The organism is Chitinophaga sp. S165 (genome assembly GCF_003182155.1).
Classification (GTDB): domain Bacteria; phylum Bacteroidota; class Bacteroidia; order Chitinophagales; family Chitinophagaceae; genus Chitinophaga.
In genome coordinates, this window is the sequence record NZ_QGTG01000006.1 from 35,078 (window position 1) to 52,176 (window position 17,099).

General features: G+C 44.1%; 12 protein-coding genes. 6 read left to right on the forward strand and 6 right to left on the reverse strand.

All coding sequences use genetic code 11. The features are described 5' to 3' along the window. Nucleotide 1 precedes the first annotated feature (1 nt). From C7475_RS21450 to C7475_RS21465, 4 genes are all read right to left on the reverse strand, one after another. Nucleotides 2-1,444: a glycosyltransferase gene (locus C7475_RS21450; RefSeq protein WP_233259922.1), complete on the reverse strand. Its 1,443-nt coding sequence runs from the start codon at nucleotides 1,442-1,444 to the stop codon at nucleotides 2-4. A gap of 95 nt (nucleotides 1,445-1,539) precedes the next feature. Continuing rightward, complete coding sequence (locus C7475_RS21455) at nucleotides 1,540-2,997, reverse strand: glycosyltransferase (RefSeq protein ID WP_110055460.1); 1,458 nt, start codon at nucleotides 2,995-2,997, stop codon at nucleotides 1,540-1,542. A 7-nt stretch (nucleotides 2,998-3,004) separates the two neighbouring features. Continuing rightward, nucleotides 3,005-4,132, reverse strand: a complete 1,128-nt coding sequence (locus tag C7475_RS21460; RefSeq protein WP_110055461.1) for a HEAT repeat domain-containing protein — start codon at nucleotides 4,130-4,132, stop codon at nucleotides 3,005-3,007. A 51-nt stretch (nucleotides 4,133-4,183) separates the two neighbouring features. After that, on the reverse strand, nucleotides 4,184-4,570 hold the full coding sequence (locus C7475_RS21465) for a PleD family two-component system response regulator (protein ID WP_110055462.1): 387 nt from the start codon (nucleotides 4,568-4,570) through the stop codon (nucleotides 4,184-4,186). Between the two features lie 421 nt (nucleotides 4,571-4,991). Between C7475_RS21465 and C7475_RS21470 the strand changes: the two genes are divergently transcribed. The 5 genes from C7475_RS21470 to C7475_RS21490 all read left to right on the forward strand — a co-directional run bounded on the left by C7475_RS21470 (nucleotide 4,992) and on the right by C7475_RS21490 (nucleotide 11,250). Then, nucleotides 4,992-8,405, forward strand: coding sequence for a response regulator (locus C7475_RS21470; RefSeq protein ID WP_110055463.1), 3,414 nt, complete (start codon nucleotides 4,992-4,994; stop codon nucleotides 8,403-8,405). A 15-nt stretch (nucleotides 8,406-8,420) separates the two neighbouring features. Beyond that, entirely contained in the window at nucleotides 8,421-9,242 is an 822-nt protein-coding gene (locus tag C7475_RS21475) for a protein-glutamate O-methyltransferase CheR (protein ID WP_110055464.1), read from the forward strand. Nucleotides 9,243-9,268: 26 nt separating this feature from the next. After that, nucleotides 9,269-9,829, forward strand: coding sequence for a chemotaxis protein CheB (locus tag C7475_RS21480; RefSeq protein ID WP_110055465.1), 561 nt, complete (start codon nucleotides 9,269-9,271; stop codon nucleotides 9,827-9,829). Between the two features lie 51 nt (nucleotides 9,830-9,880). Further along, nucleotides 9,881-10,966 carry an ATP-binding protein gene (locus tag C7475_RS21485; RefSeq protein ID WP_110055466.1) on the forward strand — a complete coding sequence of 362 codons (1,086 nt, stop codon included), beginning with the start codon at nucleotides 9,881-9,883 and terminating at the stop codon, nucleotides 10,964-10,966. Between the two features lie 74 nt (nucleotides 10,967-11,040). Continuing rightward, on the forward strand, nucleotides 11,041-11,250 hold the full coding sequence (locus C7475_RS21490) for a hypothetical protein (RefSeq protein ID WP_110055467.1): 210 nt from the start codon (nucleotides 11,041-11,043) through the stop codon (nucleotides 11,248-11,250). Nucleotides 11,251-11,382: 132 nt separating this feature from the next. Here the strand turns inward: C7475_RS21490 and C7475_RS21495 are convergent, their stop codons facing one another. Both C7475_RS21495 and C7475_RS21500 read right to left on the reverse strand, forming a co-directional pair. Further along, nucleotides 11,383-12,531 (reverse strand): FecR family protein, encoded by a 1,149-nt coding sequence (locus tag C7475_RS21495; protein ID WP_110055468.1) that lies wholly within the window; start codon nucleotides 12,529-12,531, stop codon nucleotides 11,383-11,385. A 42-nt stretch (nucleotides 12,532-12,573) separates the two neighbouring features. Next, nucleotides 12,574-13,107 carry a sigma-70 family RNA polymerase sigma factor gene (locus C7475_RS21500; protein WP_110055469.1) on the reverse strand — a complete coding sequence of 178 codons (534 nt, stop codon included), beginning with the start codon at nucleotides 13,105-13,107 and terminating at the stop codon, nucleotides 12,574-12,576. Between the two features lie 442 nt (nucleotides 13,108-13,549). Here C7475_RS21500 and C7475_RS21505 point away from each other — a divergent pair, with 442 nt between their 5' ends. Then, nucleotides 13,550-17,086, forward strand: coding sequence for a SusC/RagA family TonB-linked outer membrane protein (locus C7475_RS21505; protein WP_110055470.1), 3,537 nt, complete (start codon nucleotides 13,550-13,552; stop codon nucleotides 17,084-17,086). Nucleotides 17,087-17,099: the final 13 nt, after the last annotated feature.

Consider the following 17,099-nt stretch of genomic DNA (forward strand, 5'->3'; position numbering starts at 1 on the left):
CTTAAGTATTTGCAGGTTTCCGCTGGCCAAAGCCCTGGCGTTGCATATTGCCCCAGCTGTGTTTTTTGCCCGTTATGAAATTGAAATATCCTTTCAGTGCAAAAAACACGATCAGCGGATGGTAGACGAAGGGTTCAATAAAGGCCATTAAAGCCAGTCCTATTACTTCCCTCCAGGTTTTATAGTGTTTGTAGGTGATCTGGTCCCACAGTATGGCTAAAGTGGTGATCATCACTGAATAGAAATACACAAATGCCAGCAGGATCAGTGCATTCTGCCAGTTAATATTACCGGTGATGATCAGGTAGAGATAGTAGAAGATGCCGGTAACTTCCACAATCGGCGCAAGGAATTCAAACAGCAGATTGTACGGCAATACAACCAGCCCAAGCCGTTTATAATGTGGATTGAAAATAACTTTGCGATGTATGGTGATGATCTCTGCAAGACCACGGCCCCAACGGGTACGCTGACGGCCAAATACTTTCAGGGTGGGAGGGCCTTCTGTCCAGCATTGTGTAGTGGGAATGTACCTGACCGCATACTTCAGTTTGTTGTCGATCATATACGTACACATACGCGTGACGATATCCATATCTTCCGCGAAAGATTTACTGTCATAACCACCGGCTTTGATAGCGATCTCCTTATCAAATAGTCCTAAGCCACCGGACACGTTAGGCACACAGTTGATCACACTCCAGCCCATCTTACCAAGTACATAAGCCCGGAGGTACTCCATTTCCTGGAAGCGGGGCAGCCATTTCTCGGGAGGGCGCACGCGGGTAATAACACCTTCATCTATCTCGCAGGAGTTGGCAAGACGCAGTGTGGCGCCGGTAGCGATCACTCTGATACTGTCTTCCACCATATGTACATAACCACATTCAGGACAAGGTTCGCCCACCTCTTTGATCTTATTGTGTTCCTCATCCATGAACGGCTTGATCATTCGGAGCAGCGTATCTTTTTCTATGATACAGTCCACGTCAGTACAAAGGAAGTAGTCATATGATGCCGCATTGATGCCTGCATTGGATGCATCCGCTTTACTTTTCCCGTTCACTTTATCGATCACCACCAGTTTTTCATAAGCAGAGTTGGATGATTTGAAAAGCCTCTTTACCGGTTGTGATTTGATACGCTCGTTGTAAGCGAAGTCCACCTGCTCCAGTTGAAACTCGGTGATCAGTTTTGTGAGGGTATCGTCTGTACTGCCATCGTTGACAATGATCACCTCAAAACGAGGATAATTCAATGTAAGCAGTGAACGTACATTGGAGATGATCGTTACGCCTTCGTTGAAGGCGGGAGCAATAATAGATATACCAGGCGCCAGCGGCGACTGCAGCATTTTATTATAGTCTACATAACTGTTCTTACGCTGGAACCTGATAATGCCGCGCAAGGAAAGAACGGCCAGCAGTGCATACATGAACAGCATAGTGCAGCCATATATAAAAACAAATCCTTCATAAAAATTTCTGAACAATTCCACTGTATCTCCTGGTTTTTATAATGATAGTTATAAACCGCTCGCTATTTCGCTGTGACCGTAGCGGCTGCTTTTTGTGTAGTCTGGAAGCCGCGGCGCTGCATATTCCCCCAGGTACTTTTCCTGCCCGTAATGAAGTTGTAATATCCCCGGATAGCAAATATTACTATCAATGGATGGTAGAGTACAAATTCCATGAAAGGTGTTAAGCAGAGAAAAGCTACTTCTTTCCACGTTTTATAATATCTGAATGCAAGCTGGTCCCACACGATGGCTATGGTAGTGATCATTACAGAGTATGTATAAACGAAGAGCAGCAACACAGATGCCGTAGTCCAGTCAATAAGGCCCAGGCAGGTCATCACGATATAATAAATGATACCGGTAATTTCAATGATAGGCGCGAGCAGTTCAAAGAAGAAGTTATAAGGGAAGATGATGAGGCCCATCTTTCCATAACGCGGGTTCATGAACATGCCAAAGTGCGCATACATCAGCTGTGCCAGTCCTCTGGCCCAGCGGGTGCGCTGACGGTTGAATATTTTGACAGATGAAGGGGCTTCTGTCCAGCAGAGTGTTTTGGGAATATAACGGATGGCGTAATCGATCTTATTATCCTGCGCATAGCGGCACATACGGGTCATCAGTTCCATGTCTTCACCAAAAGAGCTATGATCGTAGCCGCCGGAGCGGATGGCAATTTCCTTGTCGAATAAACCTAGTCCGCCGGAAACGTTTGGTACACAGTTCAGCAGGCTCCAACCCATTTTACCCAGCACAAAAGCACGTATATATTCTACTTCCTGGAAGCGGGGGAGGAGTTGTTTCGGTGGGCGCATACGTGTCATTACACCTTCGTCGAACTCGCAGGAATTGGCAATACGAAGTGTAGCGCCTGTAGCTATGACGCGTTTCTTTTCTTCCTGCATCACTGGTTTGATCAGTTCGAGCAAAGTGTTCTTGTCGAGAATACAATCTACATCCGTACAAACAAAATGAGGATAAGCTGCTGCATTGATGCCGGCATTTACAGCATCCGCTTTACTCTTGCCATTCACCTTATCGATGACCATCAATTTAGCGTAGGCAGGATTTGTGGATTTGAAGATCTTTCTGACAGGTTTGGTCTGTATCTTGGCATTATAGGCAAAGTCGACAGGCACCAGTTCAAACTCATTTATCATCTGCTCCAGGCTGTTGTCGGTACTGCCATCGTTGACGATGATGATCTCGTATTTCGGATAGTTCAGCGTCAGCAGTGAACGCACATTGAAGATGATGGTCAGGCCTTCGTTAAAGGCAGGGGCCAGTACGGTAATACCTGGGGCCAGCGGAGAGCTAAGCAGGATATTTTCCTGGTGGAATTTATCCTTCCTGGCATAAGCCCGGACCGCAATCATAGAAAATACGGCTAGCAACGCGTACGTTATCAGCAGTAGTGTACCGTAAATAAAAACAGCGGATTCATAATATCTTCCTATCGTTTCCCATATATTACCCATCTCACGGTCAGAATTTAATTAAAGGGTTCATACTATGTTTGAGGATCAGTTTATTTTCGGCAGTGGCGGTTTCCACCAGTTCTTCCACAATGCCTTTGGCTGCCCATTGATTCCTGATAATAGATTTGGCGGCATTTTTACGAACGTCGAAATCAGTGGCATGGAGGAATTCCTGGCGAAGGAAGTCGACATGTTTGCCACTGTTGATGCGGCCTATTGCTTTCAGTATTTCCAGCCGGCAGTTCAGTGGCTGACTGTCGTACATCTGAAGTAACTTTTCTTCTGCACTTTCCATTTTCAGTTTCCCCAGGCAGTTGATAGCGTCTGCACGCAGGTAATGGTCTTTGGTATCTAATAATTTCAGTACGGCAGGTAAAGCGCTGATCTGGTTGTAATGCACTACCAGTTTCAGGCAGAAAGAAACAATGCTTTTATTAGTGGAATAGGTGATCCATTGGGCGAAGTTGGGAATAGCGATATGTTCGGTAGTGGAAATGATCTTAAAGAGCTCTACCTGGTCCCACATAAGGAGGGGCTCTGTTACAACGTCAAAGAATTTGAAAGGCTCGTTCTTGCTCAATTTGATATACGCATGCCTTGCCGCCGCACGTAGTTCCCTGTTGCTGCTATTAGTAAGAGGAAGTATCGTTACGTCGGCAATGGACATATTCATGCTGCTGAGCTCAACCAGTGCCTGTACTTTCTTATCCCATTTGCGGGATTTCATTTTTCTGATGGAGTCCTTATCCAGTTCCAGCTGTATATACAGGTTCCTGAGTTGTTCACCCATGGCTCCACGTACATTATTCCTATAGTCAAGCAGCCGGTCTATCAGGGCCTGCCTCGCCCATCTGTGCTCAAATACAGGTAGCCGGAATACGTCTATGGGAAGAACGACCTGGTCTGCCGGAACATCACTGGCCAGCTCGTCGTTGAGCAAGATGTGTTCCATCAGCAGATTGTCTATAACGGGGTGAAGACTGGCGAGTTTTTTCTCCCGCCTATATGCCTTATACCGGCCACGAAGTATAGACAGGTAGGCTATAATGGTGAAAGTTACCGCAATGACAATAAATACAATTGCGATCTGAATATTCAGGGATGCACCCCTGAAATCATACAGGCTATATTCCATACAGGACTGGTCAATTAGTTAAGGTTCAGAGGAAAGTAACGCAACAATGTATTATCTGGCGCCGTACTGCATTAGCAGGCGCTTTACTCGTATCAGTAGTTCGCCGGGAATGACAGGTTTCTTCAGAAAGTCGTCTGCTCCCAGCTTGAAACCCTCGAGGATCATTTCCTCATTACCTGCATTAGAAACAATAATTACCGGAATTGGTTTACCGTCCTTTCTTGTTTTCACTTTGCTGAGGATCTCAAAACCGCTTGCATATGGCATCATAATATCCGTAATGATCAGGTCATAATCATAATTGGTATCTTCCAGCCGCTGAAAGGCTTCTTTCCCGTTGGTGACATGTTCTATTTTATACTCTTCCTTATGAAGTATCCTTTCCATTATTTTAGGCATTACTTCATCGTCCTCGACGAGCAGGATCCTGTTACTCATAAATTTGGCTTTTGGTGCAAAGTCGCACTGGTGGAAGATCTTTCTTTCAGCATAGATGTATGGTACCTGAATATGAAGGCCGTACCGTACATAGCAGTTGTATCAGTTTGTATGAGAGCATCTTTCATAGTCTCTATGGTTCGATCTTATATATACTGAAAAATGGCTTGCAGAGATTTGTTTATACAGAGAAATTATCACACTGTTCACATAGCGAATAATTGTTACTTATTGTAGGTGTATAATATGTTCTGTGCATTCTTTATGACTCCTTATCAAAGGTAAGGGGCCGGTCTGAAAGAAAGCCCATATTAGGCTTAGAAATATATATCTGCAATGGTAGCCTTCGCTGCTAACGAAAGAGTATTCATTATATTTGCGAGGTCTTATTGTCGTAAATCCTATTGGCTGTTACATAACCATGAAAAATACCTTAAAACTCCGCTTATTCACAGGTTTCGCTTTAGCCCTCATTCTGGTAACTGCAGGAGGTATTTTTTCATATTTCACCTTAACACACCAGCGAACTGAGGGACAATGGGTAGAGCATTCTTATGAAGTGATCACTACTGCCCAGCGGCTGAACCGGTACGTGTATGAAATTGAATCTTCAGGCGCAGCGTACAGGAGCACACGGGTAAAGAAATTCCTGGACCCATACTATCAGACCGGGCCGAAGATATTACCGCTGGCAGGAGACCTGCGTAAGCTGGTAGCAGATAACCCTGTACAATACGCCAGAGCCGGTAAGGTCGAGAATGGACTGATCGGATTACTGAACTATTGGCAGGAATTAAATCTGAAACGGGACAGTAATTATGTGTTTAGTAACCAGTTGGAAGTTACGCATCAGGAGCGCGTGTATCTGGATACCGTACATAGTGTGATTACAGCAATGATCGGGGAGGAAAGGGCGCTGCTCATCAACCGGACAGCAGCTAACAAGGCATCAGTGAGTAGAGCAAATACCGTGGTAGTCCTTAATACCATTTTCATTTTGCTGGTGGCCATTACCCTGATGATCGTTTCTTTCCGTGAACTGAGCAGCAGGATGAAGATCCAGCAGGAGCTACGGAGAAAGCTACAGGATGTGGAAGATCTTAATAAGATAACGACTGATAACAACTGGTTGCTGACAGGAATGTCGAAGATCAACGAAAGTCTGAGTGGAGAACTGGAAGTGGGTGTGGTGGCAAAAAGATGTCTCGATGTGATGGTGAAATATCTGAAAGCACCCGCCGGCGCATTCTATTGTTTTGATGGAAAGACCAGTCTGTTGAAATTATGTTCGGGTGTAGCTCTTCCTGCCACTGTAAAACGGGAGTATGCATTGGAAGAAGGCATCACCGGTTATGCCGCCACAAAAAAAGATATTACGGTTATAGAGAATGTACCTGCCAGTTACTGGAATATTGAAGCGGGCAGTGGTAATATGTTACCGGGAGGGATCGTATGTCTGCCCCTGTGGCATAACGACGACTTGATGGGTGTGATAGAACTGGTCGTGTTTGGAAAGGTGGAAGCAGGCATGCTCGAGTTATTGCGTACCACCAGTAATGCAATTGCTGTTGCAATCAATGCTGCGGACGCGAGGACCAGGGTAATGCAATTGCTGGAACGCGTACAGGAGCAGAAAGAAACATTGGAAACGCAACAGGAAGAACTGCGACAGTCTAATGAAGAGCTGACCCGCCAGTCGGAGATCCTGCAGGCGTCTGAAGAGGAATTACGCGTACAGGAAGAAGAGCTGAGACAGGTGAATGACGAAATGAGCGTACAGAACAAGGCGCTGGAGATAGCGAGGGAAGAACTGTCTGAAAAGGCGCAGGAACTGGAACAAAGCAGCAGGTATAAGTCAGAGTTCCTGGCAAATATGTCGCACGAGCTGCGTACGCCCCTCAACAGTGTGTTGATATTAGCACGGCTGCTGGAAGAAAATAAGGACAGCAATCTGACTAATAAACAGGTAGAATACGCCGGTATCATTCATAAATCAGGCTCGGACCTGCTGAAGCTCATAAACGATATCCTGGACCTCTCAAAGATAGAAGCAGGCAAAGTGGAAATGAACATAGAGCCAGTATCTGTTAAAGGTATGGTAAGTGATCTGGAGCAGTTGTTCCATGTGGTAGCAGAGCAAAAGAACATTCGTTTTACTACTGAAATATTACCGGGTGTTCCGGAGATGATCCATACTGATCCGCAACGGTTAGAACAGGTGATCAAAAACCTGTTGTCCAACGCATTCAAGTTCACACCCGGTGGCGGCGTTATTAAGCTCAGTCTGACGCAGGCGGCAGATGGACTGCATATAGCAGTAAGCGATAGCGGGACAGGTATTCCGGAAGACAAGCAGCAACTGATCTTTGAGGCTTTCCGACAGGTAGATGGTTCTACCAGCCGGAAGTACGGTGGAACAGGATTAGGGCTCTCCATCAGTAAGGAACTGATGAAGCGGTTAGGTGGAGAGATCAGGCTTGAAAGCAGGGAAGGAAAAGGAAGCACCTTCACAGTAGTGATGGACACCGATGGAGCGCCTGTAACTGTGAAGGCTGAAGAGAGAAATATTGAGCTGCCCGTAACGGAGGTGGTACCGGTTGTGCCGATCCCGGAACATCCGGCCTCAGAAACAATGCAGGTAGCAGATGACAGGAGTAGTTTAAACAAGCAGGATAAGCCGATACTGATAGTGGAAGATGATGTAAACTTTGCAACGATCCTCCGCGATTTTGCTAGGGATAAAGGATATAAGACCATTGTGGCCCTGAACGGTAACGACGGTCTGTTCTTTGCCCGTAAATACCTTCCGGCGGCTATCTTGCTGGATATGAACCTACCTCTGATAGATGGTACCAGCATGCTGAAGATCCTCAAGAGCCATGAGGACCTTAAACATATACTTGTACACGTTATATCTGCAGGGGAAATATCCATCCAGATCAGGGATAAAATAGAAGGCTATACGCAAAAGCCTTTGCAGGGGCCTGATATGGAGTCGGTATTTTCAGGAATCAGTGAGCAATTGCAGGCGCGTTTCAAGAAGGTGCTGATCGTATCTGACGGCGTATTACTGAACCATCCGTCGTTGCAATCGCTCAGCGATAAAAGGCAGTTGAAAACACAGTACAACCATGTGGAGAGCCAGGAGGCGGCTGCCGGTGAACTGCAACAAAAGAACTATGACGCCATTATCCTGGACGCAGGAACAGATATTGAGGCCGGCATCGGCAAGCTGAATAAGCTCAGACAGCTGGCAGGCAGTAAGGCGACGCCTATCATTGTATACCTTGATCACGATATTTCAGAGGCGGATGAGCTGAAACTAAAAAAGGAAGCAGCAGCTATTGTTAGAAATTCTACATTTTCTACCGACAGATTGATGGATGAATTGGAACTCTTTTTGTATAAACTGAAGGAGACACCCCAAAAACAAACGGCTCTGGTTGCAGCGTCGGAAAATGATCTGTCAGGCAAAAAGGTATTGTTAGCAGATGATGACATGCGGAATGTATTTTCTCTCAGCGCACTGCTGGAAGAACAGGGCATCGAGGTGATCCCTGCAGCAGATGGAAAAGAAGCACTGGAAAAGCTGGAGGAACATAAGGATATACGGCTGGTGCTCATGGACATTATGATGCCCGAGATGGATGGCTATGAAGCTATGCGGCATATCAGGGCTAATGTGCGGCATAAACACCTGCCGGTAATAGCCCTGACTGCGAAAGCAATGACGGGCGACAGGGAGAAGTGTATTGCAGCTGGAGCATCTGACTATATTGCGAAACCAATAGACAGCAGCAAACTATTGTCTTTAATACGTGTGTGGATGGTGTAAATCTTGCAGTTTATTATGAATGAGGTTATCTCCAATGCTGATTTCCTTGATATCATCAACATTATTAAGTTACAATACGGATACGATTTCACCGGCTATGCACAGGCGTCTATAAAGCGGCGGTTGCTCCGCTTTATGGGACATATGCAACTGAATTCCGCGTTTGAACTGAAATACAGGTTGGTGAATGATCAGGACCTTTTCTCCAGGTTGATACAGTACGTTACGGTGAATGTTACGGAAATGTTCAGGGACCCTGGTTTCTACAAATCTTTACGGGAACAGGTCTTACCTAAACTGGCAGCTTACCCCAATATTAAAATATGGCATGCCGGTTGTTCTACGGGAGAAGAGGTATTCTCAATGGCTATACTGTTACAGGAAGCAGGACTGTTAAGCAGGACGAAGATCTATGCAACAGATCTGAACCCGGCTAATCTGGAGCGTGCATCTGCCGGTATCCTGCCGCTGGATAACATGAAGGATTTTACACAGAACTATATTCAGTCGGGCGGTCTGACCGACTTTTCCAATTATTATACAGCCAGGTACGACAACGTACTTATCAAAAAAGAACTACGGCAGCATATTGCATTCTTTCAGCATAATCTGGTTACTGATAAGGTCTTTAATGAGTTCCAGCTGATCTGCTGCCGGAATGTATTTATTTATTTCAACAGGGAGCTTCAGAACTCGGTATTACAGCTCTTTTTCGATAGTTTGTCATCAAGGGGATATCTGGCAATGGGGATTAAGGAAACAATGCGTTTTGCAGATCTGCAAGGGAAATTTGAAGTGGTGCATGCGCATAATAAGATATACCGGCGTAAAGAATAGCAGCTCTTTTTTTTGATAGTCATTTTATGAATAGCAAATTTGACGTTATTACAATCGGAGGTTCGGCAGGGAGTCTGCTGGTGCTGACAGAGCTGCTGGACGCGTTACCTGCTGGCCTGACAGTGCCTGTGATCATTGTACTGCATCGCCTTCGTAATGTACAGAGTGAGATGGGGCGTTTGTTATCTACAAACAGAAGAATTGTTGAACCGGAAGATAAAGAGCCTGTCAGGGAACATGGTGTTTATCTGGCGCCACAGAACTATCATCTGATGGTAGAGGCAGACAGGACTTTCATGCTGGACTATTCCGAATTGGTAAATTACAGCCGTCCGTCGATCGATATGACCTTCAGCAGTGTCGCTGAAGTGTATGGCGCAAGAACATTGGGCATACTGTTAAGTGGGGCCAACAAGGATGGTGCTGCCGGTTTGTGCCAGATCATTAATGCCGGAGGCAGGGGAGTTGTTCAGGACCCTCAGACGGCTGCATTTGAGGCAATGCCGCAATCGGCTATTGAGATGTGCGGAGGAGTGGAAGTGCTGTCAATTGATAACATTAAGAAAATAATAATAGGTGAAACGTAAATAAGGATTGTTTCGTATATACTTCAGAATAGCCGTTAAAAGAGTTTAGAGATGATTAAGAAATTTACGATTCTGTTAGTAGATGACCGGATGGAAAACCTGCTGTCATTGGAACAGATGCTGCTTGCCGACAACAGGAATTTCATACACGCTACGTCAGGAAATGAGGCATTAAAACAGGTCTTAAAAAATGAAGATATCGGGCTGATCATGCTGGATGTGCAGATGCCGGATATGGATGGATTTGAAGTGGCACGACTGCTAAAGGCTAATCCTAAAACCCGGGATATTTCTATCATTTTCGTAACCGCAATAAACAAGGATGAGTACCATGTGCTCAAAGGTTTTGAAAAAGGGGCAGTGGATTATCTGTCCAAGCCATTAGACATTAATATGACCCGCGCTAAGGTAGATGTATTTGAGCGGCTCTACCTTTATCAACATGAATTAAGACAGGCATTAAAAGATAAGGAGCTGATCAACGGTCAGCTGGAGCGCTTTATGCACGTCGTGGCGCATGACCTTAAGTCGCCTTTGTCTGGTATTACCGGATTGCTGATGCTGATGAAGGAGGAAGAAGAGATCAGCCAATCGGTTTTCCTGACCGAATATACGAATATGGCTATCAATGCCACATCCCAGCTGGCGGATATGATCACTGCCATCCTGGACTACAGCCGGGAGCATCAGTTCCGGCATATGGAGGAAGATGTGGACGTGGGGGACCTTCTGCAGCAGCTGACCAGATTATTATTCCCACCGGCACATGTCAGGATAGAGATAGAGGAGGGAATGCCGGTGATCCATACCAGCAAGCAGAAACTGCAGCAGGTATTTCAGAACCTGTTGACAAATGCCATTAAATATAACGATAAGGAAACCGGGGAGATCTATATAGGGGGAACGCCTGACGGGGATTTTTATGAATTTTACGTTAAGGATAACGGTCCCGGTATTGAGGAAAAGGACAATGAGCGCATTTTCCGCCTGTTCGAGAAAGTGGACAATGAGGACGACAAAGGCACTGGCATAGGGCTGAACATCCTGAAATTGCTGGTAGAAACTCAGGGGGGAAAGGTGTGGGTAGAGTCGAAACTAGGGGAGGGCAGTACCTTTTATTTCCAGTGGAGAAGATAAAAAGCTATCAGGTAAGAAAAAAAAGTCATAAATTAAATGTTGAATGACGGGGAATAGCCCTATTCAATATGTGTATGATAGACTTTTACTTATATTCAGACAGGAACAATGAACATGTATCCGAAGCCGGTAAAGAAGACGAAATAGTACATACCGGATCGGGCGGAGCATTTGATGAAACAGAATCAGCTGAGGATGAAGCGGAATGGGAAATGAGTGATGAACAGCTGGATGAGCGTTTAGAAAACGAGGAAAAAAACTCAAAAAAGCCTCCTGCCTATTAATTTAGGATAATATACTGTTTACGAGAGGACAAAAAAAACCGGCACTAAAGGAATAAAGTACCGGTATTTCATTTTGCATTGTTCGTAAACGAAGATAATAGTATTCTCCGGCGGCATTACGGCCGTACGGTACTATTTAATATGTATAGTATCATTTTTGTAATAATAGTCTGCACTTCGGATTATCTTCAACATTTCCAGGAAACCTTCTATCCCTTCTGATCTGTTGATCTGCACATTAAATGTTTTTCTGGCTACAGCAGGATGGTCGGTTATGATCTTGACGTCATACCATCTTTCCAGTATAGGTATTATCTCACTAAGCGGTGTCTCCTGGAACTCATATTTTCCTTCCAGCCATGAAAGTACGTCGTTTTTATCAAATGGATGCGTATTGATCCCATTTTGAGTAGTACAATCTGCCTGGAAACCTGGTTTAAGGATTACTTCCTGTTTGTCTGCCAGCACTTTTACGGCTCCCTGCACCAATGAGATGGCGGCTTTCCCGGAATTATATGTGTTAACATTAAATTCGGTACCGAGTACCTGTATGGTGGCGTCAGGAGTGTGTACGGTAAAAGGTTGGTCGGCTGCTGTGGCTACTTTTATATATGCTTCCCCGGTAAGGGATATTTCGCGGGAGTTACCTGCGAACCCGAAGGGGAACTGTAGGGTACTGCCGGCATTCATCCGGATCTCGGTACCATCGGAGAGTCTTATGGAATAATCTTTACCCGGAGGTACTACCAATTTATTTAATCCGCTGTCGTCCCTGTCTGCAACGAAAGTGAGTGTATTCCGGCTGTTATTGAGTACAACCTGCTCATCTTCCGTTTTTGGATGTTGTTCTCCGCCCGAGAGGTCTATGATCTGGCCATTCCTGAGTTCAAGATAAACACTTTTAGCAGGAATCTGCTTATGAACGGCCGACAGGACTTTAGAGGAATGGTTGGTTTTTAATACCGTATAAATGAATATTCCGGCTCCGGTAACAGCTGCTGCTACGGCGACAGCCATCAGCAGTTTTCCGATGCGGAAGGACCGTTGTTGCGGATTGTGAACTTTCTCCCTGATGCCGGACATGATATCTCCGGTTGAGATATTTTCGAAGTCCGCCCTGTGTTTCGGGTTCCGGAGGTAATAGTCCTGGATATTATTCCAGGCGTCGTTCACGGCAGGATCTCTCTCAATTAATGCATCGATCTCTACCTGCTGATCTTTACTAAGACCGCCTGTAAGCTTAAGCATTAATAACTCGTGTATGTCGGATCTGCTCTTCATGTACTTCTCATAGTGACAATACCAGTATAAAAGCTTTAGTGCTTACAAGACCTTTTTTAGTTTCTCCTGTAATTTTTTACAGGCAGTATAGATATGTACATTGACGGTATTGATGGAAAGGCCAAGATCAAGGGCCACTTCCTTTCTTTTTTTACCTTCAACAAAGACCTGTGTAAAGATGTTGGACGACTGCATGGGAAGGGCGTCGATCGCGGCAGAAATAGAACGTTTCAGCTCTTCTTTTTCTATGCGGGATTCTGCCTTGGTGGAAATGTCCTGGAAGAACGACCAGGCGTCTTTCCGGCAATCTTCCGAATCCCTGTTCTTAATATAGCGATAGCATTTGTAACGGAGAGATTGGAACAGGTAGGACCGCACATTGGTTTGTACGTTTGACAGGGAGCGCTTTTCCCATATTTCTATGATCAGCTCCTGAACAATGTCTTTGGCATCCTGGCTATCTTTTAATAACCGGTAGGCTTCCGCCCATAGTGCCTTGGCATGGTCCTCAAATATATTTTCGTATGTAACATTATCGTCTGCAACAGGCAGATCGTTAGTATTCGCATGACGCATTATATAAACCCTTTACTATTTACGAATGTTGTGCTTCTCCCCCGGTAGCAGATACAGTTTGTGTTGTTTAAAAAGCGGGGCGAAAGTACTAAAGACATATATGTTATTTTGAAATTAACTTATGGGTACTCATGTTAACGATTTGTAAAGAATATCCGGAGATAAGTACGTAAACAATGCTACAGTGCTGTAAATGCTTGTCTTTTAGGTCCTTGCGTGCGGCTGAGAATCGTGGATGTCTTTTATTGAGATTGTTCTGGCACTGAGTACATATACGCTAAAAAAACAGGACCGGATTTCCCGGGTTTAAAAAAAATGATTTTTGTCCACTAAAGCTTTTTCAGGTAACCTGTCACACTACAAATACAATAGTTAAACTCGTTTGTTCAGGCATTGTGCAATTGTAGTAAACGTTTTATTGGCCACTATAATTCCTGATGATATGTCTCACCTTAGTTGGGTCCGTATGTTATATGGGCTCGGGGTCATTGTTCTACTTATTTCCCCTTATGCTAATTTTACTACACAGGCCCAGGGCCATCGTAAGGACCGAAAAATATCCCTGCAATATGAAAACATTGGCCTTGCTGAACTTTTCAATATCATAAAGAGAGAAACAGGATATAATTTCTTCTACAATAATCAGTCTGTTAATGACCAGATCAAAGTAACAGTGCATGAAAGCAATACTCCGCTCACACAGGTACTGGATAAAATATTAAGTATCCGCGGATACTCATGGGAGCTGCGTGGGAATACGATCGGCATTTTCATGAAAGAAGGAACGGAAGCACCTGAAAGTACGACCAAAGAGGAAGGTGTAATTGTAAGAGGTATCGTTACTATGGCAGATGGCACACCGCTGGAAGGTGCTACTATCAATCTTCCGGGTGCAGGCACAGGTGGAACAAGAACAAATGAGAAAGGCGCCTTTTTTCTGCATAAGACCAGCGCGGATAGTATTATCAGGATCAGTTACACTGGGTTTAAAACACAGGAGATCATCGTAAAATCGGCTGCTTCTCTTCGAGTCGTATTGGCGCCCATGATCACCGATCTTGCCGTGGTAGCGGTGAGAAGTAATGGCTATCAGAGAATTCCCGCTGAAAGGGCTACAGGTTCTTTTGTACAGGTGAATAACCAGTTACTCAATCGCAGAGTCGGCGCTACTATACTTGAGCGCTTGGAGGGTGTAACCAGCGGTGTTTTATTTCCGAATAAGAATATTCCGCCCTTGTCTAATGAAGCCTATATTTCAATCAGGGGAAGAAGCACTATCCTTGCAAATGCACAACCGCTGGTCGTAGTAGACAATTTCCCTTATAACGGAGATATCAATTTGCTGAATCCCAATGATGTGGAAAGTATTACCATTCTGAAAGATGCTGCTGCTGCTTCTATCTGGGGTGCTTTCTCAGGAAACGGTGTAATTGTTATCACTACTAAAAAAGGAAAACTGCATCAACCGCTTAAAGTAGAAGTGAATACAAATCTTACCATAGGTTCTAAACCGGATCTTTTTTATAATCCTGCTTTTCTAAGTTCCAGCGAATTTATTGACGTAGAGAAAACCTTGTTTGACAAAGGCTTTTATGATGCGGATCTGTCTAACGATTATAGCTATCCTGTTATATCGCCCGTTGTTGAATTGCTGAATAAAAAAAGAAGTGGGTTGATGCCTGCTGCAGAAGCCGATGCTGCGATTGACCAGCTCAGAAAGAATGATGTCAGAAAAGATTACGAAAAATATTTTTACAGGAATAGTGTCAATCAGCAGTATGCAGTGAATGTTAGTAGTGGCGGGGACAAGTCCGCCTATTTGTTATCAGTAGGATACGACAGGCTTTTAGATAATAAAGTAGCTAATGCATCCAGCCGGTTCACGATCAATAACTACAGCACATTTCATTTGTGGGACCGGGTGGAATTGTCTTCGGGGGTATCTTTTGTGTTGAATAAAGATAATAGGGACGGAAGCGTTGGGACCATTTCCCCTGGGGGCGGCAAGAGTGTTTATTATCCATATGCACAACTGGCAGATGCTAATGGAAATGCAATGCCATTGCCTAAAGACTTTCGGTACAGCTTTATCAGCGAATTGAAAGGTGATGGGCTGCTTGATTGGACATACAAGCCGCTGGACGAAATTAAGCTGATCGATAATGTAGAGAGGAAATATCATATCAGGTTTAATCCTGGTGTTAAAATAAATATTATCGATGGATTAAATGCAGAAATAAAGTATCAGTTCGAAAAGCAAATAGGTAAGCGGGAAGACTTTAACAGCGTAAATTCTTATTACGTAAGAAGTCTTTTTAACCTGTTCACACAAGTAGAAGGCGGAAGTGTAAGTCATCCTATACCCCTGGGGGGAATGATGACAGAAAACCAGGTAGAGCTTACTTCTAACAATTACAGAGGACAGTTAAATTTTAACAGGACCTTCAATGATCGTCATACATTCGCTGCTATAGCCGGGGTAGAGCAACGGGAGACGGTTACCGAAGAAAATATTCATATATACATGGGTTATAGTAAGGAAACCCATACTTATAATAATGCATTGGATTATAGCCGCTACTATGATGGTTACAGATATCTTGGAGAGGCCGGATACATTCCGAATGTAAACATGTTGAGGCGTTATAGTAATATATTTATTTCTTACTTCGGAAATGCCTCTTATTCGCTTGATAGAAAGTACACTATTTCCGGGAGCATCCGGTTGGATCAAAGTAACATATTAGGTGTTAAAACGAATCAGAAAGGTGTGCCTTTATGGTCGGTAGGGCTTGGATGGGAATTAAGTAAAGCGTCTTTTTATCGGATTGATTGGCTGCCATATCTGAAAATGAGAATGACATATGGTTACAACGGTAATCTGGACCCGGCCCTTTCTGGTAAACTGGTAATTACATATGCGGATAATGCAAATCCTGTAGGACTTCCACAAGCTGGTATTGCCAACCAGCCTAATCCCTTTTTGAGATGGGAGAAGGCAGGTATGTTTAATGTGGGGATTGATTTTGAAACGAAAAATAAAATACTGGGAGGTAGTATAGAATATTATCTCAAAAGAGGGACTGATTTAATAGGCAATCAAATTGTTGCCATGCAAGTCGGAACAAATATATTCAGAGGGAATTCTGCTGATATGAGAGGAGGTGGGGTAGACCTCAGTCTGACCTCTTATAATGTTAACCGTGAGATAAATTGGGTCACAGATTTTTTGTTTAGTTATAACTGGGATAAAATAACCGAGTATAAACTTAACACGACCTTAAATGATGCGATAGCAATCGGGGATGGTTCATCATCCGCTTTGTTGCCCATTATTGGCCGGCCTGTATATGGTGTATACAGTTATAAATGGGGAGGGCTGGACCCGGAAACAGGAGATCCGCTTGGTTACTTAGATGGAAAGATCAGTAAAGACTATAATGGGATTATGAGTGGTAACGATGAGGCTTCCATTACCTATAATGGCCCCGCCCGTCCTACTATATTCGGAGCCATACGCAATACGTTTTCTTACAAGAGAATCAGTTTGTCTGTTAATCTTGCCTATAAATTAAGGTACTACTTCAGGCGCTCTTCCATTTCTTATAACAGTCTGTTCAATTTCTGGAGTGGAGGACACAAAGATTATTTATTGCGCTGGCAACAACCGGGAGATGAACTGCATACCAATGTACCCTCTATGATCTATCCTGAAATTGATAACAGAGACAATTTTTACAGATATTCGAGCCCACTGATAGAAAAGGGAGATCATATCCGGCTGCAGGATTTAAGATTAGGCTATTCGCTAAACCATTTGTTTCTTTCAAAAAGAGGCATTGATGACCTGCAAGTATATTTCTATGCCAATAATTTGGGTATTGTATGGAAAAGTAATAAGGCAGGTCTGGACCCTGATTATGTGATGGGATATCCTGCAACCCGTACGTTTTCACTTGGATGTAAAGCGGCGTTTTAATGATAAAGTAAAA